A 25,913-nucleotide genomic window follows, 5' to 3' on the forward strand; every position below is an offset into this window, starting at 1 on the left:
AAGCTGCCTACTACGAATCTCTTTTTTTATCCTCATATTCATAACAGGGAGGGGCGGCGTCATAGCATTCTAGGTAGAGATATAGAACAGTCAGTAAAAAATGGTTCGTTGCATTTGTAATTCCAACTATTCTGATAGGTAGAGGTGTATAAGATGAAAAAAGCAAAAAAAAGCCAGCGGTGGATTGCTTTGCTTCTGGCAGCCGTATTGGCTTTCCCGGCCTTTGGGGCAGTCAGTGCAAGCGCGGCTGACAACTCTGAGGTTAGCGCCACTAAACTAGACTATTTCGGCTCTCGATACCAATCGCTTGCAGGCAAAGATCATGTTTTTGAAACACTGACGTATTACGAGCTTGACTATTTGCTTAGAAATGCAACTGACGGAGCTTCTGCAGCTCCAGATGATAACTATGTTATTTTGTTTGGCGGTTCGTGGCAGCCGGAGACGCAAGCAGCAATCAGCTACATCAATGATGTGGCTAAGGAGTACGGCGTGACTTCCATCAAGAACTTCGATACGAAGCTCGATGGGCCGGATGGTTGGGTTGATATTACTAAAGCTAATGCTCAGCCTACATATGAAATTCTTCCTGGAGGCACGGTAGCTAATGCAGCAGCAACAGTTACTGACCAACAAAAAAGAACTGATTTTTCTAGGCGTTATGTTGATTTGGGAGCCCGTTATTTGACTAACCTAAATGATGTTACTTCTGGAAATTTAGGTAAGGTTAGTGTAACTTACACAGGGGATAATTCCCCAGGCACTCAAGAGGTTAATGTTGTCGATTCCCCGTTCTTGTTCATCTATAACAAGAATAATAAGGATGCCGATGGCAAACCGACTCCAATCATTGCTTCCCTTGAAGGCATTAGCAGTGCAGGAAGCCTTGCCGCTCTGCAAAACGGCAGCGGAGCAGAGTCCTACAAGACGGCACTACGCAGTGTGTTTGATAAAATTTCGCCTGCGGGCACAAAAAACGCGAAGTATAAAGTCCTGACGAACCAATCGTATATTTCTGGTTCGTATAATGAGTTTAGATCTGCTCCTACAGGCGGAAGCACTACCGTAACTCCAGTCATTTTTAACAATGAAGATCCTAAAATCGTTCTGGATTCGGTTACGCTGGATGAACTAAAATATATGCTTTCTACGGAAGGCACGTATGTGTTTCTTATAGGCTGCGCTTGGTGCGGCGACACACAAGGAATTGTGAAATACGTAAACCAAGTGGCGAATGAGTATGGAGTTGAGAAGGTGTATAACTTTGATGCCAAGCTTGATGGCGGTATCGGCAGTGCACCTGCATATGCGACAAACCCACGTCCAGCTTGGGGCGATCCTGGCGGCAACTTCCTGCACACACGGGATAATAGCCAAGCAATTACACCGATATATACCAACTTGGTTAATACCTATTTGCAAAATATTTCTTCGGAGAATACGAAGGCAGGCAATAATATTATCTATTATCAGAATGCTGACGCTAAAACGAACAAAACGCCAACCATAGCGAGCAGAGTACAGGCACCTTTTGTGTTTGTGTACGACAACCGAAACAAAGATGCTAATGGAAATCCGGCGCCAATTCTTGGCCATGTGGAAATTATGGGCTACTGGCGTGATACCAATAGCAACGCTGCAACAAAGAGCTTAAAAGTCAACAGCTTGAGAACGCTCTTCTCAAGAACAGAATTGAAGCCAAGCGGATTGACTGCTGTGCCTCCGACAACACGAGGCGGCAATGATGCGAAAATTGAAGGTATTGCGAAGATTTCTACGATTGGAACAAATGAGGTTATATCTACAAAATCATTAGAGTACCGATTGAAAGGTGCTGCAGATGAGGGGTATAAACCGGTTCCTTACAAACAAAATGATAATGTGTCAGGAACAGCAATTACAAATCTGATACCAGGGGTATATGAAATCCGTTATGCAGCAAAACCTGGATTCGATTCAGAAAACAGCTCTTACACAACTTTAGTAGAAACCTTGTACGCCCCAGGTCCAGCTGTAGAAATTGTCGTTCCAGATTTTCAAGCGGCACCGACGGATCTGTCCGATCTGGCGCCTGAATCAGAAACGGGCAAAGGGAAAATCGTTCGAATCGAAAACGGTGTTCAAAAATCTCTTCCTGCTGGTCTTGAGTATAAGCTGAAAGAAGCGCCAGAATCAGCTTATGTACCCGTTACTAGCGATGAAATTAGCGTAGACCCAGGCAAGGATTATGTTATTAGGTTAGCAGCGAAAATCGAAAATGGCATTTCATTTGCACCAAGTGCTGCGGTAACCGTTTATGTTCGCGGTTATAAAGAACTAGGCAAGCCATCGGCATTGAACGCGGTTCATCCATCTACGCTTCTCAATGATGATGGACAAATTGAAGGCCTGACGGCAGGCCAGGAATATCAATCGGAGTACACTTTGGAATATAAAAAAGGCAGCGAAGAAGGTTCCGTTTACGTAACCGTGCCGGAAGCGGCAATACTCGCAGGCAAGCTTACAGGCCTCACGCCTGACCTATATAGTGTTCGTTACTCCACTTATGGTGACTTCAGCGCAAGCCCGGCTGTTGAGCTTCGCATTAAAGCAAATGTTGCTTCACCTACAGGGCTTGTAGGCGTAGCACCGACCAGCACGTTGCAAAATAACGGTAAGATCACAGGAGTAAACTCAGCTCTTGAGTATCGCTCCGCTGGTCAGTCCACGTATCAGGCTGTAATCGGTTCAGAAATTAGCGGTTTGCTTACAGGCGACTATCTCGTTAGATACAAAGAGACGGAAAGCACGCTGGCAAGTTCAGCTGTTTCGGTTAATGTTCCTGAGTATGTGGCACCTTCTACACCTGGTGGCAATATCGGTGGCGGTGGTGGTGGCGGCACTACAACACCGGCAGGCATTACTCAATCCGGTGACACTGTAGTGGCAACAATCGCTTCAACCGTTAATGAAGAATCAGGTACGGCTGTAGCTGTAGTTTCTGCTTCTATTGTGACTGCTCTGCTCGATAAAGCCAAACAAGCGGAGGCAGATGGCAAGAAAGCTTCACTTGAAATTAAAGTTGAGGATTCGCAGCAAAAGGGAGATATTCAAGTTACTATTCCGAGAGCTTCTTTCAACGGGCTTGTAGCTGGAACAACTGCTGATCTGAAAATCAACGTTGGCTTCGGTTCGATTGTATTCAATGCAAGCACACTAAAGGCAATTAGCACGAACACGGATGCGGGCGATATCAGCTTCATTATCTCCAAATCCGAGCTTACGGAAGAGGGCAAGGAAGTATTGGGCGATCGTCCGGTATACGATTTGTCGGTATTCGCAGGACAAACTAACATTAGCTCGTTTGGCGGCTCAAAAGTATTTGTATCGTTGCCGTACACGCTGCAAGCTGGTGAAGATGCGAATGCAATTATCGTCTATCATCTGACTGATGAAGGCGAGCTGCAAGTCGTTAAAGGTCATTACAATAAGTCTACGGGCGCAGTTGAATATTCAACGGCCCACTTCTCTCAATACATTATTGGCTACAATAAAGTTGATTTCTCTGATGTTTCTTCCGCATCTTGGTACGCTTCAGCCATTCATTTCTTGGCAGCGCGGGATATCACGAGCGGAACGGATGATACTCATTTCAGTCCGAACGCATCTATTACTCGTGGTCAATTCATCGTTTTGCTTCTGAAGGCTTACGGTATTGAGCAGGATGAGGCTGGAGAGAGCAACTTCGCGGACGCTGGAAATACGTATTACACCGGCTATCTAGCAGCGGCAAAACGTCTCGGCATCGCAAACGGTTTTGAAGGAAACCGCTTTGCGCCAGACAAGACGATCTCCCGGCAAGAGCTGTTCACATTGCTCTACCGCGCTCTGGATGTGCTTGATGAGCTTCCGGCAGCACAAGCAGGATCTGCTTCGCTATCCAGCTTTGCAGATGCTGAAAAAGTAGCGGATTACGCAGGTGAAGCGTTCAAAGCGCTTGTTGAAGCGGGCGTAATCTCGGGTTCGAATGGCAAGCTTCTGCCGAGCAACGTATCGAGCAGAGCGGAAGTTGCGCAGGTGCTTTACAACCTGATTTCCCGTTAAGAGCTTTGGCCAAAATCGTATAAGTGGACGAGAATGGGCAGCCCTGGGCTGCCCATTCTTTCCCTTTTAACAAACAGAGCAGCAGGAGATAAATTAGATGCACTCTAATTCCGACTAAAACAATGGGAAAAACATAAAAACCATTGACATCCGTTTGAGGTGCTACTAAAATGAGGATACATACTCAATGATGAAGTGCTCGATGACGGCATCTGAGGATAAATCATCGACTGGACCACCAGAGATACGATTGGCGTGCGAATGTGCACCCTATTTGTATCTCTTTTTTTATTTAGACACGCGAACCGAAGCCCAAAAACGAGCAAGGTTTGCGTTGGATTACAAAAGAGGCTCAATCTGAGCGAAAGGGATGTTAACTATTTATGAAAAAGCTATCATTATTCGTCATTATTGCCGCAGTAGCCTTTTTGGCCTTGACCTATGCCGTTGTATCTGCCAATAAGAAGGCAGACGAGAGAAATACGACAAGCGACCAAGTCACAGCAACGCCGGAACCTGTCTCCACTGCTTCTGATGCTGTACAGCCTCCGGCAGAAGAGCAAGTTGCTGTTAAAGAGGCTCTAGTAGAAGCTGCTGGTGCTGTTAATACTGCCCAAAATCAAGCAGAGACAGTTAAAGAAACCACGGCTGCAGTCGTTCAAGAGGTCAAACTGGAACCGTCTACGGCACCGGCTGTTAAGAAAGACACGCAAACCCAAGCGAAAACGAATGCAGCAGGCATTGCTGCAAATAAGGCTGAAGAAAAGCCGCAAGCATCGACAGCGCCTGCAGTAAGTGCACCCGCTAATCAAACGGGTACAGGCACACCTAAGGTAAGTTCTCCGACTGCAACAGAAAAGCCAGTACAGGAGACTAAAATTGTGACGAAGGAAAACACACAACCAGCTACTGCTGCACCTGCCGTGCAAGAAGAGAGTAAAAAATCCATTACGTTTACAAAAAAGGAAGAAGTTAAAGTCGTGACACCGGCGGTGACCTCATCCTCATCTTCTTCATCGTCGTCTTCCTCTTCGACATCTGAAGAATTTTGCGAAGAAGGCTGCTAGGAATTAGGCTAGGGTTACTATTTTGAGAGAAGGGCGGTCGGTTGACTGCCCTTTTTTTTCAAAAGGTAAGACTTTATTAGGTTGTAAGTGATTTTAACGATTATAAGGAGTTAACCCCATGAAAAAGAACATTCTCATCGGAGGCGCAGCGATATTGCTGTTCCTGTTTGTTATTTATACAACGAATCAGCAACGTGTAAGCAGTAAGGATAAGGAAACTAGCGAGCCCGTACAGCAAATCGTGGTTGAACAACCCGCAAATAGTCCGATTCCGGTAAGCAGTATACTTAATGCTTCAGCTACGCTGGCGGATTCGATTGATTTTACATTGACGGATCTAGATGGGAATCAAGTGAATCTCCAAGACTTACGAGGCAAAAATGTGTATCTGAACTTCTGGGCCACTTGGTGCAAATGGTGCAAGAAGGAGCTGCCCGATATTAACAAGGTGACGGGCCTTTACAAAGATAAGGATTTGGTTGTTTTGGCTGTTAGCGTGGGCGAGAATCAGAAGCTGGTGAGCAGCTTTATGCAGGAGCACGGCTATGAGGTGACCACATTGGTAGATCCGGATAAGAAAGTGGCGGAGGAATACGGGGTGACGGCTCTTCCGGTCTCTATCTTTATCGATAAGAATGGGAAAATAGCCCACCGCAAGTTAGGCACGATGTACGAGGAAGAATTAAAAACGGTCATTGATGAGCTTCTGCTGAGAAGCTGATTCGCCGCCGCAGGGAGCCGCTCCCTGCGGCTTTTTATATTTACTAAGCTGGAATGAAATAGCCTTTGTGCTTAGGAGGAAGAAGCCGTTGATTTTGCTTTTTCCGGAGCCGTACTTGTATATTAATCGTATAGCTTATATCCTTGAAAAGTGATTCTTTTGGAGGAACATGCACGGTTTCGCGGAAAACGAGAATTTTCGAGAAGGGCAAGCTGCCTTTTTATAGAACCGGCAACAGATTTGGATATGAATATCAGGAGGAAACAACTTGAGTACACAAAACGTAGGCGTACCATTGGAAGGTTTTGCTGAATTTAGCCGAACCGTAGCCGCAGAAGGCGCGGTATTGTTAAAAAATGAAGGACAGGTGCTTCCGCTTCGAGATGGCGAGAATGTCGCTATATTTGGCAGAACCCAAGTGAATTACTACCGCAGCGGTACAGGCTCGGGCGGAAGTGTTCATGTGGCTTATACGACCAACTTACTGGATGGTCTTCGCAGTAAAAAGAATATCGTTGTTAACGAAGAGTTGGCGGCTGTTTATGAGAAATGGATTGAACAAAATCCGTTTGATAACGGCGGAGGCGGCTGGGCAGCAGAGCCTTGGCACCAGAAGGAAATGGCATTAACGGACGAGCTCGTGGCGGAAACAAGAAAAACATCGAGTAAAGCGATTATTGTGATCGGTCGTACGGCAGGAGAAGACCAGGATAATGCTGACGAGCCGGGAAGCTACCAATTGACTGCAGATGAGAAAGCGATGCTGAAGCAGGTAACGGCTTATTTTGAGCAAACCGTCGTTGTACTTAACGTATCGAACATTATAGATATGAGCTGGATGAACGACCAAAGCTATGCGCACCCGATTCCGTGCGTGATTTATTCTTGGCATGGGGGAATGGAAGGCGGCAATGCGATTGCCGATGTGCTTGCCGGAGAAGTGACGCCGAGCGGCAAATTAACCGATACGATCGCTTATTCGATCAAGGATTACCCGTCGACAAGCAATTACGGCAATGAATTTAAAAACCTGTATCAGGAAGATATATATGTCGGCTACCGTTATTTTGAGACATTTTGCCCGGATAACGTGCAGTATGAGTTTGGTTTCGGTTTATCTTATACTTCATTTAGCGTAGAAGCGCAAGAAGCTAGGCTGTCCACTAAGGCAGGCGAGAGCTACGTTGAAATTGACGTAACGGTAACGAATACGGAATCTGTTTATGCTGGTAAAGAGGTTGTACAAGTGTATTACGAAGCGCCGCAAGGCAAGTTGGGGCAGCCGGCTAGAGCTTTGGCGGCACTTGGCAAAACAAAGGTGCTTCAGCCAGGTGAATCGCAGCGTCTTACGGTCAGCTTCCCAGTGCATGCCATGGCCTCTTATGATGACGCCGGTGTCACGGGACATCCTTCCGCTTACGTGCTGGAAGCCGGAACTTACCGTATTTTTGCGGGAACCAGTGTCAAAAGCCTAACAGAAGTTGGCGTTCAAGGGCAACAGGGTTATTCCGTGGAAACTCTTCAAGTGGTGGAGCAGCTGCAAGAGGCGATGGCGCCGACGGAAAGCTTTACGAGAATGAAGCCAGGTAGCCAGAAGGAAGACGGCTCATATGAGCTCACTTATGTAGAGGTGCCGAAGCGTGCTATTTCTTTAGCAGAGCGGATTGAAGCCAATTTGCCTACAGCGCTTGAGCAAACCGGTAATCAAGGGTACCTGTTAAGAGATGTCTACCACGGGAATATTAGCATGGAAGTCTTCATCGCCCAGCTCAGCGACCAGGATTTGGCCGCGATCGTCAGAGGAGAAGGCATGAGCAGTCCGCTCGTTACTCCTGGAACGGCTTCGGCTTTCGGCGGGGTGAGCGATGGACTGTTCAATTATGGTATCCCGGTTGCTTGTACGTCAGACGGACCTTCCGGCATTCGGATGGATAGCGGACAGAAGGCTACTCAGGTGTCCATCGGTACCCTGCTTGCGGCCACTTGGAATGTGGAGCTGGTCGAGGAGCTTTATGTCATGGAAGGCCAGGAATTGGTAAGGAACAACGTAGACACGCTGCTCGGGCCCGGCTTGAACATCCGTCGCAGCCCGCTTAATGGGCGCAACTTTGAATATTTTTCGGAGGACCCGGTTATTTCGGGCGTATTCGCCGCAGCGTGCACACAAGGCATTATGAAGGGCGGCTCTAACGCTACGCTGAAGCATTTCGCCTGCAACAACCAAGAAAAGCACCGCAGCAAGGTAGATGCCATCGTATCGGAGCGCGCGCTTCGGGAGATTTATTTGAAGGGCTTTGAAATTGCCGTGAAGCAAGGCGGCGCCAACTCGATTATGACCTCTTATAATCCGGTTAACGGGCATTGGGCGGCTTCCAATTATGATTTGAACACTACGATTCTTCGCGGCGAATGGGGCTTTAAAGGCATTGTAATGACGGACTGGTGGGCCATTATGAATGATGTTGTCCATGGAGGCGCCGCTGACCGGAAGTTCACAAACTGGATGGTTCGTGCGCAAAACGACCTGTACATGGTTGTGCCTAACTACGGGGCGGAGATTAATGGCTGGGATGATAATACGATCGAGTCGCTTGCGGATGGTACGTTGACACGAAGCGAACTTCAACGCTCCGCCATAAACATTTGTGAGTTCATCATGCACGCACCGGTCTTCTCTAGAAAGCAGGAGATTATCGAAACGGTAGAAGCCTTCAAGGCAAATTCAGCACTATCATCAGAGCAAGCACAGGTTCTTTCCGAAAATGCTCAGGTGAAACCTGCAGCAGCCGGTTCGACCTTTATGAAAGTGGATCACGCCGGCCAATACCGGATCATTGTCAGCATCATGTCGCCGGAGCCTGAACTGGCTCAAAGCGCTTGTAACGTCACGCTGAATGATCAACTGATGACTACTATTCAGACGAATGGGACGGAAGGCAAGTGGATTAAACAGAAGCTTGTGAAACTCGAGCTGGAAGCAGGACTTTATGAATTGAAACTAGACTTCGTGAAACCGGGCTTGCAGATTGAATGGATTGAATTTAAACAAGTGTAAGAATAGATAGACTTAAAAGCCGGTATTTCCTAACGTAGGAAATACCGGCTTTTGTTACTTCTATTATGTAAATCCAGCTATAGTACAAGCCATTGAAGCATTCGGGCGAATCGATGTTGTTGTCAATAACGCAGGCATTGGCACCTATTGAGGGGTTATATTATGAGCTTAAGCCGCTTAATATTGAGCTTCGTTTGAGAAGAAGGATAGCAGCAAGGTTGATGATCCTCAGGATCTCGTCCAGGTGGCCGAACAGTTAGCTGCTGGGGAAATCACAAAATTCAGAACGTTAGTTGGTCCAATTGCCCAAGGTCTGGTTGCTATGCGACCGCAGAGAACTTTTTGAGTGAAACTTATTTCCAGAGAACTGAACACGCATCATATCGAGGAATAGGGCAGAAACTGCCCTATTCTGTTCGCTATGATTTGAAGTTGCTGGGATCGTCTGAATGATCGACTAGCTAACTAACAGCAGGCCCCGATTGGACGGCTGTGCTTATTGCGTCAGATGAGGTATCGGTCGTATGGAAGTAATAGGAATGGATGCCAAGCGGCAGCTTTGTTGTGTAAGTGTAAGCTTTGCCGTCGGAATAAGTCGTGTCGCTTGCATTCACTGCTTTCATGTAATGAACGACACCGTCGAGTACAAGCTCCATGGCGAAAGGCGCCTCATTATCCGCATCCGTATAGGTGACGTTAAACGTGAAATTCGTAGCCTTATCTCCGGTGGCTTGATCCACGCTGCCTAAGGTTAAAGTGGGCGCGCTTCCGGTAGCACTGTTTGTAGCTGTTATATCATCAATGTAAAGCTCGCTATAAGTGCCGTTAGTGGACATAAGCCAAATCGACAGCACCACATTTTTCTTATTGACGCTATACGGGAGCCCATTCAAGTCTAATTTCAAATCGGTCCATGTCGTTGGTACGGTGGCCCATCCGCCCGTCAGGCTATGGGTTCTTGTGCCGTCAGACAGCTCGATTTTCACCCGTAAATTTGTGTAACCAGGATTTTTTAAGGCAAAGTTCAAATATCGGTAGCCGGATAGATCAAACTCGTCATGCCATGGCTGAAATTTGGCGTAAGAGGTATTGGAGGTAGGCGTTTGTGTAAACTTGCCAATTTTCCGAATGCCTTCGGTCGATCTCGAGAATGTTCCTGTTCCTCCATTTTGGTTATACCAGTTGACCCACTCGCTACTGCCGCCTGTGGCTCCCCAAAGGCCTTTCCCATCAAAATCATCATAAAGCAGAGGTGTTGAGGTATCAGGCAGCGGTGCTGCAACCGTATAGTGAGTCTGGCTGAAAGTATGACTGCCAGACGCCTCGGTTCCTCTTATTCGGATGATCTTATTGCTGTAAGGTGCAGACAGGCTCTCATTGATTGTAGCGGAATACACGGAGCCGGATACGGTCATTGGGCTGTATGTGGTGCCAGTAGCGTATTCGATCGCGTTCAGACTAGTTGCCGGATCAGCGAATATGGTGACATTGCCGCGAACATAATCACCGATAACAGGGGATAAAATCGGGAGTTTTGTCGGTTCGGTCCCCCCGCTTGACTGGGAAGTATCGGTTGCGCTAAGGCCCATAATCGTATATAAAAGCCCGGCTTGTATACTGATGCTGAATTCGTTATATCTCCACTGGCCTAAGTCGTCCAAATACACTGAACGGTCTTCATACCAGGGGCTTACGCTTTTTTTGTTTCTGGTATCCTTCATATTAGGGCCGCTCACCATAGCTCCTGGCAGTACAACGCCAGGAGCAGTGGCGGTATTCGCTTCCTCATCATAGCGTGTATGCGGAAAGTTCACGAAGTTCGAGCCGATTCCTGAAACCCAGCTAATATTCCAAGGATTTTCACCAAAGACCCAGTACATGCCCTTGAGAACGGCACGGAGGGCAGCGGGATCGCCGAATAGCTCGTAATATCTCAGCATATCCCCTAAATAGGATACATGCGGTTCATTGACCCCAAAGTTAGAAAATTGGTTGAAAACGGCGTAAGGTGTATCGTCAGTGTTGGACAGGAAATAATCAACCTGCTGCTTGAGCAGACTTTGGATGTGGGCTTGCGTCGTGGTGTCTGCTACTGGATAAAATTCTGCCAGCGACATGGGCCGCATATCCCAGTAGTTCGTTGAGTACAAATCCTTAAAGGCCAGCGTGTTAATATTGGTGGTGGCAGCATCTTTATATTTGCTCTCATTGGTCAGTAGGTAGAGTTCTACATCGGCAAGCAGCTTGGCATTGGGGAGTTGTCCAATAGTTTCATAGGAACCGTGTGGTAGACCCGGGTTGGCCACGACATAGTCATAAAAAGTAACGGCTGCTGCTTCGCAAGCATCGGCGAAACTTGTAAGTGCGGTTACTTTGGCAGAGGCGATGTCGCCTTTTGCAATAGCGGTACGAATGGCGCGTGCCGTGGCGGCAAGCGTTCCTGCGGATTTGGCGGAACTACCAACACCGATTCCGGAAATGGTCCGGTCATCAGCCGTGCCCCGAATATTATCCGTCGATTTATGCGGATGAATAAATCCTGCGTTGTTTCCCAAATTATACATCGCACCGCCTAACTGATTAGCGAATTTAACCAAATACTCGCTGCCAAAAATTGCTTCATCAACGAGATCGGGAATGCCGTTGTTATCTATGTCATATTTGACGCTGGCTGAATCGGAGTAGCGAAGATAAGCAAGCGCAATTTGCGCGCCAACCCACTGGTTGCCGCCATATTTGCCATAGTCACCGGCATCGTACCAGCTGCCAGTTAGATCATATAGCGAGCCGCCGTCATCGAGATGGCCGGCTGGATGAAAGATTTTGGCAGAGGGCGCGACGCTGCTGTAGCCGGGTGGATAAGCGTCTGAGGTAGCTATACTCGCACGCTGAAGACGATAGAAAGCGGTCATCTCGTCTTTGAATCCATCCCATATATTGGGTTGAATCGGGAAGGAGAAGGAGGATATCCCGTTGCTTTTTATCGAATAATTGTCTCCGGCTTCCGTTATTGAGGAGAAATCAATGGTGTATGCATGTTTGTCCCATATGAAGCCATCATAGGTCAAGCTTCCCGAAGTGACAACGGTAGAGCCTTTTAAAACCTCATAGGAGGTGTCAGTTAAAGGAATTGAAGAAATAACCTTGGCGTTTTTAAAATCATTGGCGTTGTACCCAGCTTGGCTGACGACGACATCAACGACCTGCTCTGAGTGGATAACGACAGGTGTGGCTTGTGTTGTTGTTCTAACTTCGTTTGAGGTAAGATCGGTTGTACGGAAGTAGTAGGAATGGTTCCCGGGGGGTAGCTTGGTTCGATAAATATAGTCTTTTCCATTGGTGTAATTTGTGTCTGCATTGTCGATCTCCCGCATTTCGTACGCCTTATCGTCAAGGACCAGATGCATTACATAAGGCTTTTCATTATCCTGATCCGTATAGGTTGCGTGGAAGGTGAACAGCGTATTTTGGTTGCTCAGTGATCCGGAATTTGTGGCCAGCGTCGTATTTGTCAGTGTTGGAGCGGTCCCGCTAGAGCCGGTTGTAGCGGAAATTTCATCAATAAGCGTTTCGCCATATAATCCGCCAGATTGCCGGAGCCAAATTTCAATGTTAATTTTAGATTTGTTGATGGCTGGAACTAGAGCATCCAGATCAAATTGACTGACGGTCCAATCGGTGGGTACACTCACAAAATTGTTTGTCAGGTTGTAGTTTCTGGTGCCATCGCCAATGACAATCCGAATAAGGGAATTGGCGTAACCGGGGTTTTTCATCGTGAAATTCAAATAGCGGTAGCCAGATAGATTTACGGATTCATTCCACGGCTGAAACTTTGCCCATGAAGCATTCGTTGCCGGGGTCTGTGCAAACTTGCCAACGGTTCGGGAATCTACGGTTGCTTTGGTGAAGGTACCAGTGCCTCCAGCTTGGTTGTACCAGTTCATCCAATTCAGCTTAAACGCTCCGCCTCCGTTAAAATCATCGTATAGCAGCGGGTTGCTCGGTCCCGGCAGTGGAGCTACCGCCGCGGAAGAGGGGACAGGCGATAGTACAAGCGAGTTTAATAGCAAAATGATTCCTAAACTCCAATATAAAGCGGTCTTGAGACTTTGGCTTATGCGAGAGCTTCTTAACATCCTTCATTCCTCCATTTTTTTATTTCATCGTGCCTATTCGAAATGCCTGAGCATCCCGCCTATCACTAATCCACCTCCACCTTTATTTGTAAACGCTTTCATATAGATTGTAAGAGATGTAGCCTGCTGCTTCTATGATGTAATTTCAGCTTTTTGTGATCAATTCCAGTTTAATATACTCATTTTGGAAAAAGAAAGGAGAATGAACTGACCGACTAGGCTGGCATGGCTCGATGCTGCAACGGTATAAGCAGAATTGTGAATGGATGGGAAGCTCCAATCACTTTTGCTGCCATTATAGCTGCTGTTAGATTTAGGCGGCTAACTAAACATTCTGTTGTTTGCTCCGATCTAAGCTTCGCATAAAGGCATAATCGGCCTCCAAATCCGTATTGGTTTCCGGCAGCAGCTCCTCTCCACGCTCCATACCTACCTCCTGCAGCTAGTTTTAAATTCCTTTCATTGTACAAATGGATTGAATCCAATAAAATGGTTACAAGTAGGAATAGTTTCGAGATGATGGGCGTTATTCCTCATGTAAAATTTGCGAAGCATGCAACAATACTTAGTATTACTTAGGAATACCGTCGAGGTTTGCCGCAATGGCTAACCTTTGTCAGTCCTTATGCTGAAAGGTTATTTTTAATATAAGTTGAACTAGAGTTTCTCGTTTTGGTCGTTGCGAGAGTAGATCATTCTATGGGTCTCGATTGCAGCCAGATTCTTAGTTCGACTAAGACATGTAAAGGTAAGAATCCGGCTACTAAGGCAATCATTTCATTCCTTCAGATCGATCTTCTCGTTTCGCATACACTTTATTTTTTTCGTTCGACTTATCTATTTCTCCAAAATTCAGCCGAAAGCTGTCCATTTGAAGGCGCTGGGCTAGATTTGTTTGAAGGCGGTAGCATGATTCAAAATTGTTTTTGAAGGAAATCCCCAATTACAAATGGACTAATATTGACCGACTTTGCGTCCGTATGGAATCCTGCTTTCAGAGACTTATTAAGGTTAAACTCATTAGTTGAGCTTATATAGTTAGTGCAGCCAAGCTGAAGCCAGCGCTTTAATCTATAGAGGAACATCGGGATCAGACCGTATTCGTGTCACAGTTGGCTTCTTTAAATCCTCACATTATCAAATGAAATTAAGCGCTTTCATTCACCTATCTTTCTCCAACAACTCAGAACATACGCAGCTTGAGCAGAAGTTCCTTGATTACATCACATTTCGGTTAGAATAGATCATCGCAACGGCAATGCCGCTTCATTAAACTGTAAGAGTAGAATGGCGCTGAGTCTCAGCAGCCAATGAATCCATGGCATTCAGCTGGGAGCGGAGGTCTATATGTACAAAATACTGGTGGTAGACGATGAGCCGCGGGTGAGCATGGGAATTAAAAATTTTCTGCTTGGCTCGGATTTGCAGATTACGTTTGTGGAGACGGCGCTGAACGGATTCGAAGCCATCGATTATTTAAGAATGGACAGCTTCGATTTGGTGCTTACGGATATCCAAATGAGCAGGATGAGCGGCATCGAGCTGATGGAAACGATCTATATGGAGCAGCCGCATCTGCCAGTCATTGTGATCTCCGCCCATGAAAAGTTCGATTTTGCCAAGAAATCCATGCGCTTAGGCGCCAGAGACTATCTTGTAAAGCCCGTGGAGCAGGAGGATCTGCTGCGCGTGGTCCGCAAGGTGCTGAATGAGAAAGAGGAAATTGGCAAGAAATCATTGGAGCTCTCTAAGTGGCAGCGGGAAAAGGAAAAATCGGCATCGTTAAGCCGCAATGAACTGCTGATGGAGCTTGTAACGGAGAGGAACCTGACGAAGAGGGATTACAAGGAGCTGATCGCCGAGCTTGGCGAACAAATCCAAGGCCATTATCTCGGCGTGGTTTCGATTCGGTTGGGCTTAAATCAAGGCGGCTTCAGCAATCGGGAAATCACCCTGCAGGACCGTAAGCTGCTGAAATACGCATCGATCAATATTATGGATGAAAGCTTGTCGGAGTGGAGAGGATTAACGTTCAACGGGTTCGGAAACGAGCTAATCGGTATTATTCAATTAAACGAGCAAGAGGTGTCTGGTCAGCGCTTCAACGTCAAATCGCAGCTGCATCTCATCGGGCAGATGATTCATATGAACTTAAAGCAATATTTAAACGTGGAGACGACCGTAGGCATGAGTACGCTGCATTCGGATGTCTTCATGCTCCCCAAGCTAATGGAGGAAGCCAATACGGCAGCAGAGTGGAAAAACCTGCACCCGAGTAATCAGGTGTTTTACTATGAGGATGTAAAGGCACAGGAGAATTTGAGCATCGTCGAGTGGATGGCTAGAGTCGATGAATTCATGCAGGGACTAAAAGCCGGCTTCGAAAAGCCGCTCCCGATCGATACGGAGCCGATCATTAAGCCGCTAACGGAGCTGGCCACATCGGAGGAGCTGTTCAACAGCTATTTCGGCATGCTGGTTTACCGGCTGTATGGCTTAATGTTGGAATACGGAACCGCGAACGGGATTTCGCTGCAGCGGTTCGACCCTGACGCCTACTTCCGGAATACATCAGGAACAGCGAAGATTGAAAGGCTGCGCGAGTACATTCAGGAGACGGCTAAGCTTGTCCATTTGCTCGTGAAGGAACGGGATCAGACGATTCTTGCCAAAATCACCGGCTACATCCGACTGCATTTCCGAAATCCCGCGCTGAAAATTCAGGATATTGCGAATGAAGTCCATTTCAGCACCGCTTATTTAAGCTATTTATTTAAACAGGAAATGAAAAAAAACTTGTGGGATTACGTGACGGAGCTTCGCATCGACGAGGCCAAGCATCTGCTTGCCACAACTGACAAGAAACGGTACGAGGTGGCTTATGAGGTCGGCTATGAGTCTCCGGAGCATTTTGGCCGCATGTTCAAGCGGTATGCAGGCATCAGTCCCGCGGAATATCGAAAAGAAGGCCAGGGGGGATTGGGCTGAAGCTCAAGTATAAAGTCACGCTAGCGTTTGCTCTGTTTATTGTGGGGCCATGCCTTGTTGTAGGCTGGGTGTCGGCATACAAGGCTTCGGATTCGATGAGGGACGAAGTAGGCAGAACGACGCTGCAGCTCGCTAAGCAAAACCATGTCACGATTGAAAAAACGTTGTCGTCGGTCAATGACAGAACAATCACGCTGCTGGACAACCATTTTTTTAGCGATTCCAAGCAATACGGCTTCTGGACGAACATTGAAACGCTTGGACAGATCAGAGAAGCTGATGCCATACTGGAACGTTGGTCCTCGGACGGTACCGAATACACTTTGTATATGATGAATACGGCGGAGAAGAGCACGCCCTTTGATCTTTCGCATAAGACTAAAGGATTTAAATACTTCAACAAGGAGATTGCCGAGCAGCTGGAGTGGGCGGAGCGAGCCTTGCAGGAGGGTGGAGCCGGAACGCTTCATTTGCTGCCATCGGAGAGCGGGATGCCAACCGTCAGCTTTATGAGGAGTATACTGAACCCTGAGGAATATGAAGAGTCCATTGGCTTTCTTGTCGTATCCAAGCTTGAGGTGCTGCTGACTAGGGACATCATATCCGTACAATTGCCCAAAAATGCAGGGATCTATTTGTTCAACGATCAGAATGAGCAGTTGATGAAGGCGGGACCGGAGGATTCACGGATGGCGGATATCGCCAAGGGGGCCGCGGGCCGTGGGGACGGCTATTATTTTGCAAGCGAGGACGGGGAAAAATGGCTGTATGCGTACTCCCATCGTTCCGCGTTCAACACCAGGCTGATCTATAAAATTCCGCTGGATTCCATTACGGGCAATCAAACGGTGTTTCAATGGACCATAATGATCTTATCCGCGGTTTACTTGGCTTTTGTTCTTATTTTCGTTCTCTATTTGCTTCGAATTATCGTAACGCCGTTGATTCGACTAGTGTCCATTACCAAAATCTACGAGCCCGGAAAGCAGCTGGATATGGACCAGAAGCTGCTGCGTTCCGATGAGTTTGGCATTTTGTACGGGGCATTTCTGAAAATGACGACGAGATTAGACCATTCTATTGAAGAGAACTACGGCATGAAAATTAAGCAAAAAGAGAATGAGCTTGCCACGCTGCATTCGCAAATCACACCGCATCTGCTGTACAACACGCTCGATTCCATCTATTGGTACGCGCTGGACAGCGGGAACACCGATGTTGGCGAGATGGTTAAGGATTTGTCGAGGCTGCTGCGAATCGGGCTGAGCAAAGGAAAGTCGATCATTACCATAGCTGAAGAGATCGAGCATGTGAAAGCATACAGCCGGCTTCAAATGAAGCGTTATCCGGGCAAATTTGAGGTGTTTTGGCAGATTGACGAATCCTTGGCCATGTATATGACGCCTAAAGTTATTTTGCAGCCGCTCGTGGAGAACGCTATCTTTCATAGCGTCAGCAGCATGGACGGCGAAGGCGCAATCTGGATTGGGGTCCGGCGCGTGGACAAGGAAATTCAAATGACGGTGGAGGATAACGGCTTCCTGCCAGTCGATATGGAGCGGCTGGATACCATCGTTAACGGCGATACCAACGACAAGGGGTACGGCATCCGAAATGTCCATCAGCGCATCCAGCTGCATTTTGGCGAGGCTTACCGTCTTCGTTATGAGCGGCGGGAAGGCGGGGGGATCGTGGCGATCATCAATCTTCCTATGCAAGAAAAAATCATCTAAACGAAGGCTCTGGCTGCTGGCTGGAGCCTTTTTTTGATTGAGGCTAACGTGTTTATTTTACATCACACTCTAGTAGGAATAGATCATCGTCAGGAAGAGGGCGCCAATCTATACTAAAGTCAACAGGAAGGAGGTGGACACATTGAAAGGAAAAACAGTGGTTCAAGGCACAAGCCTGCGGAGCCATTCAAAATCCGGGACGGCGTTATTCTTTCATTTGCTCTGGAAGTACAGATATTTGACGATGATGATGCTGCCCACCCTGATCGTGCTGATTCTGAATAACTATCTGCCTATGTTCGGAGTGTTCATCGCATTTAAAAATATGAATTATATCGATGGCATTTGGAAAAGCCCGTGGGTAGGCTTTGATAATTTCACCTTTCTCTTCTCTTCCGGATCGCTATGGCGGATAGCTAGAAATACGGTGCTGTACAGTCTGGCGTTTATGATTATCAACCTAGGCTTATCGGTGGCAATTGCCGTTGCCATCAATGAGCTTCGTGGCCGGCTGCTGGCGAAGGGGTATCAGACCTTTATAATTATGCCTTATTTTTTATCAATGGTCGTCATTAGCTATCTGACGTATGCCTTCCTAAATCCGGACAAAGGCTTTCTGAACCTCACGGTGCTCGAGCTGCTGGGTAAAGACCATGTGTTCTGGTATTCCGAGCAAGCTTACTGGCCGTACATTCTAACTTTAGTAAACGCTTGGAAAGGCGTCGGCATAGGAGCGGTTATCTACATTGCGGCGATAGCCGGCATTGATCCGGAATATTACGAGGCTGCTGTCATTGACGGGGCATCGAAATGGCGCCAGATCTTCCATATTACGCTTCCGTCGATCCAACCGATTATTATCATCATGACGATTTTGTCGATGGGGCATGTGTTTAATTCCGACTTCGGCTTATTCTTCCAGGTGCCAATGGATTCGGGAGCGCTGTATCCGGTAACCGACACAGTCGACACGTATGTCTATCGGGTACTCATGGAGCTGAATGATATTGGAATGTCATCCGCAGCGGCGCTTGTGCAATCCGTTTTAGGCTTCATTATGGTCATACTGACAAACTCGGCGGTGCGCAAAATCAATAAAGACCAGGCCCTTTTCTAGGCCATAAGCAGAGGTGATGACAATGAGCTCGCAAACCAGCCGTCGGGAAAATAAAATTACCCCGCTAACGAATGTTTTATTAAACGCTGGATTTATACTTCTTTCCTTAGCCTGTGTGCTGCCCGTTATATTAGTAATTATCGTATCAATTACTCATAATGATTCCTTGCTGAACAGAGGCTACAGCTTTATCCCTGAGAAGCTGTCCTGGATCGCATACGAGAGCTTGTTCAAAGATTATTCAACCATTGTAGGCGCCTATTCGGTAAGCATTGGCATCACTTTAGTCGGCACGATTCTGAGTGTCATCTTCATGGCTTTGTATGCCTATCCAATATCCCGGCAGGACTATCCGTTCCGCGGTATCTTTACCTTTGTTCTTTTCTTCACCATGTTGTTCAACGGAGGAATCGTTAGTAAATATATCGTGTTTACGCAAACGATCGACCTGCTGGATTCTTATGCAGCTTTGATTTTGCCGCTGCTCATTATTCCGTTTAATGTCATCATCATGCGAACCTTCTTCCAGTCGACGATCCATCCGGCGTTAATTGAGTCGGCCCGCATCGACGGCGGTGGAGAATTGCTTATTTTTATCCGCATCGTCCTTCCGCTTTCTTTGCCGGTAATGGCGACCATGGCACTGCTCAGCACAATCGTGTTTTGGAATGACTGGTTTAATGCGCTCATGTTTATTCGCACCGAGGAGAAGTATCCGCTGCAATACCTCATGATGCGTGTCTTAAACGATGTTCAGTTTATGAGGGCGAATGTGCAGCTGGCTGCGCAGAACCCGCAGATGATGAGCGATCTGCCGAATGAATCACTGCAGATGGCGATGGCTGTAGTTGGTATGGGACCGATTCTGCTGATTTATCCGTTTTTCCAGAAATACTTCGTTAAAGGCTTAACGGTAGGTGCAGTCAAAGGTTAGAATGTTCGGTAGTAATGACCTGAAGCTATACGGCCTAAGGTCAGCTATTATAAATCAGTTATCAGGAGGGTTAATAGAAATGAGACAGAAAAAAACGGTCATGTTAATGCTTGCTATGCTACTCGTCCTATCGGTATTTTTGCAAGCGTGTTCAAGCAGCAATGGGAACGAAAAACCGACAAACAAGCCAGCCGCGACAAACGCGGAAAAAACGCCGGAGCCGGATAAGGCGACGAATGCCCCATCTGCTGAACCCGAGCTTGCTCCTTATGAGGTATCCATTGTCTACTTCGGTACTCCGCAGGAAGACGATGCTTTAATTGAAGAGAAGCTGAATGAATTTTTTAAGGAAAAAATTAATGCTACGGTCTCGCTCCAGCCAATTGCCCCAAGCGATTATAAGAGCCGGACAGAGCTGATGATGAATACCGGGGAGAAGATTGACCTTGTCTTCGGTGCTTCATGGCTTAATTTCTTCGGTAATGCGTCCAAGGGTGCTTACCTCGAACTGGATGATCTCCTAGAGAAGTACGGTCAAGGCATTAAGAAGCTGATTAATCCGCTCTATCTGGAAGCTCCACGCCTGAAAGGCAAGCTATACGCGGTTCCGACCAACAAGGAGATTACGCAGGGCAAGGCTTTCACATACCGGAAGGATATTGTCGACAAATATAATATTCCGATAGATTCAATTAATAAAGTCATTGATCTAGAGCCTTGGTACGAGAAGTTTAAGAAAGAAGAGCCTGGGATGATCAACCAATATATTAATGGCGGATCAGGCAATTTTGGCGGTGGCCTCGTGATGTATGAGACCAATTCCAACTTCCGGCCAATCGGACCAACTCCTGCGAAAACCCCGTTGTTCTTAATAGATTACAAGTCACTTGATATGACGATTAAATCGGTGTTAGATCCTGAAATTGTGGAGCTGAACAAAAACGAAATCGAAATGTTCCGTCGTTTTTATGAAAAAGGCTATATCAATTCCGATGCAGGAACTAGTACAACGGATGTTGGCGATTTAAGGAGACAAGGCAAGATCTGGATGCAAACAGCCCCATGGAAGCCAGGCGCTGATATTGAAGCGCAAATTGCGGATAATAACAAATACGAATATGTGTCGCATGTTGTGGAAGAGCCGATCGTTACGACGGATCTGGCTGCAGGCTCCATGCTCGCTATCTCCAGAACGTCCAAGGATCCAGAACGGGCGATGATGGTTTTGAACTACCTGCACACAGACCCTTACGTCATTAACTTGTTCGTTAACGGAATTGAGGGCAAGCACTATAAGAAGATCGGTGAGAATCGTATCGAGCCGATTGCGGATTCAGGCTATGGCAAGACGGCGCTATTCTGGGTAATAGGTAATCAAATGATCAACTATTTGAAGCCGGGACAGCCAGATGATCTCTATATCAACTGGGAAAAGTTCAATAATGAAGCTACACGCTTCCCGTTAATGGGCTTTGTATTCGACGATACGAAGGTCAAAAATGAGCTAACACAAATTACAGCCGTCGTTACGGAATACAAATTGATTTATACGGGGGCTGTCAAAGACCCAACGAAGCTGCTTGAAGAGAGAAACAAAAAGCTGAAAGCGGCAGGGCTTGAGAAAGTTCAGGAAGAGCTTCAATCACAAATTAATGTTTGGTGGGCAGAGAACAAGAAATAGAAGCTGGTGAAATGAGATGGTCAAAGAGTCTCCAAGTGGGGACTCTTTGCTATCTGTACGTGTGCGAACTTTTACAAATAGTTGATCATTAGAAGAATTGGGATGTTGAATTGAGACCGGAAAAGCTAATGTACACATTTGTCAGCTACGCATCGCATTATGTTACCTCTTGGGGGCAATAGCCGTTATGCGGATGATTCCTGCTGGGCAAGTGTAGGGAGGCGGTCTCTATATGTTTTTGTCCTGCTTTCCTGCAAGCTTGGTCCGAATAAAGCCTGCTGCTAGGAGGAGAACAGGAATAAATAGCAGATGGATCATGGAATAGCCAGCCCAGACCTTCTGAATGATATCTGCGACATATACGCTGTTAAGATAAGTATTCCATGCGACTACGATGAACAGAACGGCAATCGGATACACGAGAGAGTGATAGCTTTTCAAATGGAAAACCGTTTTGATGCCTGACAGGATCGAGAAGAACAGCAGGGTCGTTTTGATAAAAAAGGTCATCACCCATAAGGTAACAAGAATGCCCTCCAGTCGCTGTATAAAGTTGCCGATATTAATTGTCTTAGCCAGAACGAAGGCGGGAAAGGTACTGTTCGCCGTTTGCTCGATTCCAAGTATAAGCACGCTGAGCAGGACTAGCGTCGATAGGAGACCGTTGCCAAGCAGGGAGCCTGACCAATACGCCGTTTCTCCCGGTTTGCGTTTCATGACCATCGGGGCAAGGACCATCATGACGATCAATTCTTGAAACATGGACGTGTGGATGCCTGCCTTTAGAACAGGCGCCCAGCCGTCCTCCAGCACGGGCCGGATATGATTCCAGTCAATTTGAGGCACGAGAGCTAGGGCCAGCAGGACGAAGAAAAAGATAATCCAGGGAAACATTAATTCTCCTACACGCGCCAAAATAACGATCCCGAGTCGGGCGCACATGACGGCTGCCGCTAGAAACAACAGTTGGACGGCTTGTATCGGGGTCTCCTGTAAAATTTCACTCGTGAGAAAAAAACCAAGATTGCCGATTAGCGTCCCCGCTAGGATTAAGAAATAAAAGAGATATAACAGCGTGATGACTTTGCCGATCCATCTTCCGAAGACGAGCTCGTTGATTTCAAACAACGTTTTTCCTGGATACAGCCGCATGATGATTATATACAACAGGACCATAAGGAGGTTAATGGCCAAGCTGATAAGTGAAGCGATCCAGGCGTCCTCCCTAGCGACATAAGCAAGTCCCGAAGGCGTGACGAGTACAGAGGTGCCAACTGTCAATCCGAATGTCAGGATAAAAAACTGTCGGGCGGCGATTTCGGTTTTCTTCATCGGCTGTCTACTCCTTACTTCTCCGTGGTTACGGCATAAACGATTGGATTGGATTTGTCATAACGCGAATCCAATCCAGCGGCTTTGGCAGCGGAATTCCGAAGCATTCCGCTGCGATGGCTGCCAGTGCAATTCCCCATATAAGCAGGAAGACGAGGACGTCGCGCCGGGATTGGAGGCCTTTCAAATAAGGCATTTCGATAAGCGGTACCAGCAGAAGGAACACCATGATTAAGACGCTCCAGATCATCGTTGATGGATCTCCCTTCGAACAGGCTGAATAATGGAGCCGATATGGCGGACGGCAACGAAGGCCTTGATCTGGACGCTCATCGTCTTGAAGTGCGTATCCCAATTATTGCGGTATTTTGCCCATACCTTCGGATATTCCCTGTGAAGCACTTCGCCAAAACCAAAGATATCTGCGCCGTATTTCGTCTGAACATCTCGGATGTTGTTCCCGATAACCACTTCAAGCTTTTCTTTCAATTGATTCTGTATATAGTCAATATTTTTGGACTTGCTTAGATCAATTGCGCACTGAACCGCATTTAGGTTTGCTTCCACATGAATATAGGCTGTAAACTGGGGAATTCCTCGCTGATCCAGTTTAACGTCCATCTTAGTATCCGAGTTGAAGATTTCAATGCCAACCACCTCGTTTTCGCTACCGGGGCAAGGCACATACCCGATCGTAGTGGATACTTCATTTAGAATATAGTTAACGGTCTTGCTCTTGGATTCTTCCAGCCAGCCTACCAGCTTATCCTTCTTGAATACAGCAATCCCCGCATGCTGAAGCTGAGCATCGGGATTAATTTTTTTTAGATTGCTGCTGGAGTAGCCTACAGCTTGACTTCCGATTACCCTGACACCAGATAAGATGGGGTTGGAGCCTGCGCGCTCCAGCTCGGTAATGTATTGCTGCAGCGTAACCATTCCTGTTGCCGCCCAGTTCTTATGCGAGACTAATATGGACGAGAACAGGGAATTTGCGGGTATCGGCTCAAAGGAGGTCAGCACGTTTAGAACGTCCCTCGCTTTAGAGTGCTGGGCAACCAGCATGAAGAAATCCGTTCGCAAATCGGGACTTCGCGAGACATAATCCAGAACGTCGCTGATTCCACTGCGGGCTAAGGCCTCGCCAAGAACCAGTACCCGCAGATGGGATAAGTATAGCTGTCTAGGCGCTTGGCTTAATACCCGCTGAAGGGCATCCGGAATTGTAATGCCTACGGCTTGGTAGGTGACGACAGGCGTAGCCCCCACTGAGCTTCGCTGTTTGCCGATCTCGCTGGAGTTAATGACCTGGGCAGTTACCAGAAAGCCGCTCTTATGCGTATCCACGCCCAGGGCAGCTACCACGGCCAGCTCATTGAGCTCTTTACGGCTCCAGCACCCTGGCAGAATCAGCAGCAGGATAAGCAGAAGCCAGATTGCTTTTCTGAATATAAACATTACTACACCTCTCCCCGCACTCCGTTTCTGTCAGTAATCCTTCTTACCGGAGCGTCCGAAGTATTTATTCATGACGGGACGGGACAGTCGCAGCAGCGCATCCTTCTGGTCCGACCAGCGGAAGGGTGCAAAGGAGGTCATATAAGGGATACCCATTGATTGCAGGTTGCATAGATGCAGTGCCAGCATAATTAATGCAATCGACATGCCGAATAGACCGAATGAAGCTGTAATGGCCATGAGCACAAAACGAAGCATCCTAACGGAAATTCCCATATTGAAGGTAGGAAGCGCAAAATTGGCAATGGCCGTAATGGATACAACAATGACCATTGCCGCAGAGATCAGGCCGGCTTCGACCGCTGCTTGACCAATGACTAGTGTGCCGACAATGGAGACGGATTGACCGATCGACTTTGGTAGCCGGATGCCGGCTTCGCGCAAAATTTCAAAGGTAACCTCCATGAGCAAGGCTTCTATAAAAGCAGGAAACGGGATGCCTTCCCTCTGCCCGATCAGGCTCATAAGCAGATTAGCCGGGATCATTTCCTGATGAAAGGTAGTAATGGCGATATAAAAGGACGGGGTAAGGAGAGCAATGGCAAAGCAGATGTAGCGCAGGAATCGTACCAGGCTGGCGAAGTCACCGCGCTGGTAATAATCCTCGCTGGATTGGAAGAAATGCAGGAACAATGCGGGAACAACCAATACGAAGGGTGTTCCTTCTACGAATATCGCAATCCGTCCATCCAGCAGCGCGGCAGCGATGATATCCGGCCGTTCGGTATTATATACCGTCGGAAAAGGACTATAACGTTGGTCTTGAATCATCTCTTCAATGTAATTGCTCTCTAAAATACTCTCCAGCGAGATGTGTTTCAGACGCTTATTCAGCTCCAGCAGGACGTCAGGGTCTACCTTCCCTTCCATAAACATGATGGCTACCTTAGTCCTTGATTCCTCACCCATCGTGTGCTCCTGCAGGCGAAGCTTCGGGTTTTGAATCCGGCGGCGGACCAGCGAGGTATTATCGCGAAGGGACTCGGTAAATCCTTCCCGTGGACCACGTACGACGGATTGTGAGCTTGCCTCTTGCACGGCTCTTTGCTTAAGGTTTTCTGTTCCGACAAGTAAGGCTGAGCTCATGCCTTCCAGATAAATAATCGTATTCCCCGATAATAATGCTGAGATGACAAGGCCTAGCAAGTGGGCCTCCTCGACTTTTCCTTCTGAAATCGCATGCTCTTGAAGCCTTGTATAGTTATCTTCCACAGCTGTTGAACCGGTAGATTCAGACCATAAAGGAGATTCATCATGGATGGATTCCAGAACTAGCCTAGGGTCTGCCAATCCTTCAATGTAGACGATGACGCCCTTATTTCCGCCGATCACAATGCTTCGATAGACGATATCGGGGCTGTCGCTCAAGGCGCCGTGCAAGTGGTTCGTGAATGCTTCCAGATCGGCAGGCACATGTTCGACGCCTTCTCCTATCGTAAACTGTGTCATAAGTCACCTCGCCAATCGGAAAATTAAACAATGGATTTAGTTTTCTTATATTTTCCTGCTTAGTGAAAAATTATCCATGTATAAGCGGTGCATCAT

At 47.2% G+C, this 25,913-nt stretch carries 14 protein-coding genes; 9 read left to right on the top strand and 5 right to left on the bottom strand.

Annotation, left to right across the window (positions count from 1 at the left end):
* The first annotated feature begins 153 nt into the window (after nucleotides 1-153).
* The 4 genes from E0496_RS29175 (at nucleotide 154) to E0496_RS29190 (ending at nucleotide 8,926) form a co-directional block, all read left to right on the top strand.
* A complete protein-coding gene (locus E0496_RS29175; RefSeq protein ID WP_141505359.1) occupies nucleotides 154-4,083 on the top strand; it encodes an S-layer homology domain-containing protein in 3,930 nt (1,309 codons plus the stop codon).
* Between the two features lie 383 nt (nucleotides 4,084-4,466).
* Nucleotides 4,467-5,150 carry a prolipoprotein diacylglyceryl transferase gene (locus E0496_RS29180; protein WP_141505360.1) on the top strand — a complete coding sequence of 228 codons (684 nt, stop codon included), beginning with the start codon at nucleotides 4,467-4,469 and terminating at the stop codon, nucleotides 5,148-5,150.
* A gap of 118 nt (nucleotides 5,151-5,268) precedes the next feature.
* Complete coding sequence (locus E0496_RS29185) at nucleotides 5,269-5,871, top strand: TlpA family protein disulfide reductase (protein WP_141505362.1); 603 nt, start codon at nucleotides 5,269-5,271, stop codon at nucleotides 5,869-5,871.
* 268 nt (nucleotides 5,872-6,139) lie between these two features.
* Nucleotides 6,140-8,926 carry a glycoside hydrolase family 3 C-terminal domain-containing protein gene (locus tag E0496_RS29190; RefSeq protein ID WP_141505368.1) on the top strand — a complete coding sequence of 929 codons (2,787 nt, stop codon included), beginning with the start codon at nucleotides 6,140-6,142 and terminating at the stop codon, nucleotides 8,924-8,926.
* A gap of 461 nt (nucleotides 8,927-9,387) precedes the next feature.
* On the opposite strand, the gene E0496_RS29195 is transcribed toward E0496_RS29190, so the two are convergent.
* Nucleotides 9,388-13,065, bottom strand: coding sequence for a glycoside hydrolase family 9 protein (locus tag E0496_RS29195; RefSeq protein WP_141505370.1), 3,678 nt, complete (start codon nucleotides 13,063-13,065; stop codon nucleotides 9,388-9,390).
* Between the two features lie 1,347 nt (nucleotides 13,066-14,412).
* On the opposite strand from E0496_RS29195, the gene E0496_RS29200 reads away from it, so the two are divergent.
* The 5 genes from E0496_RS29200 (at nucleotide 14,413) to E0496_RS29220 (ending at nucleotide 21,518) form a co-directional block, all read left to right on the top strand.
* Complete coding sequence (locus E0496_RS29200; RefSeq protein WP_141505372.1) at nucleotides 14,413-16,053, top strand: response regulator transcription factor; 1,641 nt, start codon at nucleotides 14,413-14,415, stop codon at nucleotides 16,051-16,053.
* A 95-nt stretch (nucleotides 16,054-16,148) separates the two neighbouring features.
* Nucleotides 16,149-17,786, top strand: a complete 1,638-nt coding sequence (locus E0496_RS29205) for a sensor histidine kinase (protein ID WP_141505374.1) — start codon at nucleotides 16,149-16,151, stop codon at nucleotides 17,784-17,786.
* Between the two features lie 133 nt (nucleotides 17,787-17,919).
* Nucleotides 17,920-18,903 (top strand): ABC transporter permease, encoded by a 984-nt coding sequence (locus E0496_RS29210; RefSeq protein WP_479680880.1) that lies wholly within the window; start codon nucleotides 17,920-17,922, stop codon nucleotides 18,901-18,903.
* Between the two features lie 22 nt (nucleotides 18,904-18,925).
* A complete protein-coding gene (locus E0496_RS29215) occupies nucleotides 18,926-19,837 on the top strand; it encodes a carbohydrate ABC transporter permease (protein ID WP_141505375.1) in 912 nt (303 codons plus the stop codon).
* A 79-nt stretch (nucleotides 19,838-19,916) separates the two neighbouring features.
* On the top strand, nucleotides 19,917-21,518 hold the full coding sequence (locus E0496_RS29220; RefSeq protein WP_161601629.1) for an ABC transporter substrate-binding protein: 1,602 nt from the start codon (nucleotides 19,917-19,919) through the stop codon (nucleotides 21,516-21,518).
* A gap of 228 nt (nucleotides 21,519-21,746) precedes the next feature.
* On the opposite strand, the gene E0496_RS29225 is transcribed toward E0496_RS29220, so the two are convergent.
* The 4 genes from E0496_RS29225 to E0496_RS29240 are packed head-to-tail and all read right to left on the bottom strand — an operon-like array spanning nucleotide 21,747 to nucleotide 25,817.
* Nucleotides 21,747-22,850 (bottom strand): GerAB/ArcD/ProY family transporter, encoded by a 1,104-nt coding sequence (locus E0496_RS29225; protein WP_141505379.1) that lies wholly within the window; start codon nucleotides 22,848-22,850, stop codon nucleotides 21,747-21,749.
* A gap of 28 nt (nucleotides 22,851-22,878) precedes the next feature.
* The gene (locus tag E0496_RS29230) at nucleotides 22,879-23,100 is read right to left on the bottom strand and encodes a hypothetical protein (RefSeq protein WP_139994129.1); all 222 of its coding nucleotides are present in this window, start codon (nucleotides 23,098-23,100) and stop codon (nucleotides 22,879-22,881) included.
* Nucleotides 23,097-24,308 (bottom strand): Ger(x)C family spore germination protein, encoded by a 1,212-nt coding sequence (locus E0496_RS29235; RefSeq protein WP_141505381.1) that lies wholly within the window; start codon nucleotides 24,306-24,308, stop codon nucleotides 23,097-23,099. Before E0496_RS29235 ends, E0496_RS29230 begins: the two co-directional genes overlap by 4 nt.
* 30 nt (nucleotides 24,309-24,338) lie before the next feature.
* A complete protein-coding gene (locus tag E0496_RS29240; protein WP_141505383.1) occupies nucleotides 24,339-25,817 on the bottom strand; it encodes a spore germination protein in 1,479 nt (492 codons plus the stop codon).
* Between the last annotated feature and the right edge of the window lie 96 nt (nucleotides 25,818-25,913).

The organism is Paenibacillus luteus (assembly GCF_006542765.1).
Classification (GTDB): Bacteria; Bacillota; Bacilli; order Paenibacillales; family Paenibacillaceae; genus Pristimantibacillus; species Pristimantibacillus luteus.

What these genes read in the sequence shown, in the direction of transcription:
- E0496_RS29175 (WP_141505359.1), top strand. Translation starts at nt 154, where the DNA reads ATGAAAAAAGCAAAAAAAAGCCAGCGGTGGATTGCTTTGCTTCTGGCA.
- E0496_RS29180 (WP_141505360.1), top strand. Translation starts at nt 4,467, where the DNA reads ATGAAAAAGCTATCATTATTCGTCATTATTGCCGCAGTAGCCTTTTTG.
- E0496_RS29185 (WP_141505362.1), top strand. Translation starts at nt 5,269, where the DNA reads ATGAAAAAGAACATTCTCATCGGAGGCGCAGCGATATTGCTGTTCCTG.
- E0496_RS29195 (WP_141505370.1), bottom strand. Translation starts at nt 13,065, where the DNA reads ATGTTAAGAAGCTCTCGCATAAGCCAAAGTCTCAAGACCGCTTTATAT.
- E0496_RS29200 (WP_141505372.1), top strand. Translation starts at nt 14,413, where the DNA reads ATGTACAAAATACTGGTGGTAGACGATGAGCCGCGGGTGAGCATGGGA.
- E0496_RS29205 (WP_141505374.1), top strand. Translation starts at nt 16,149, where the DNA reads ATGAGGGACGAAGTAGGCAGAACGACGCTGCAGCTCGCTAAGCAAAAC.
- E0496_RS29215 (WP_141505375.1), top strand. Translation starts at nt 18,926, where the DNA reads ATGAGCTCGCAAACCAGCCGTCGGGAAAATAAAATTACCCCGCTAACG.
- E0496_RS29220 (WP_161601629.1), top strand. Translation starts at nt 19,917, where the DNA reads ATGAGACAGAAAAAAACGGTCATGTTAATGCTTGCTATGCTACTCGTC.
- E0496_RS29225 (WP_141505379.1), bottom strand. Translation starts at nt 22,850, where the DNA reads ATGAAGAAAACCGAAATCGCCGCCCGACAGTTTTTTATCCTGACATTC.
- E0496_RS29230 (WP_139994129.1), bottom strand. Translation starts at nt 23,100, where the DNA reads ATGATCTGGAGCGTCTTAATCATGGTGTTCCTTCTGCTGGTACCGCTT.
- E0496_RS29235 (WP_141505381.1), bottom strand. Translation starts at nt 24,308, where the DNA reads ATGTTTATATTCAGAAAAGCAATCTGGCTTCTGCTTATCCTGCTGCTG.
- E0496_RS29240 (WP_141505383.1), bottom strand. Translation starts at nt 25,817, where the DNA reads ATGACACAGTTTACGATAGGAGAAGGCGTCGAACATGTGCCTGCCGAT.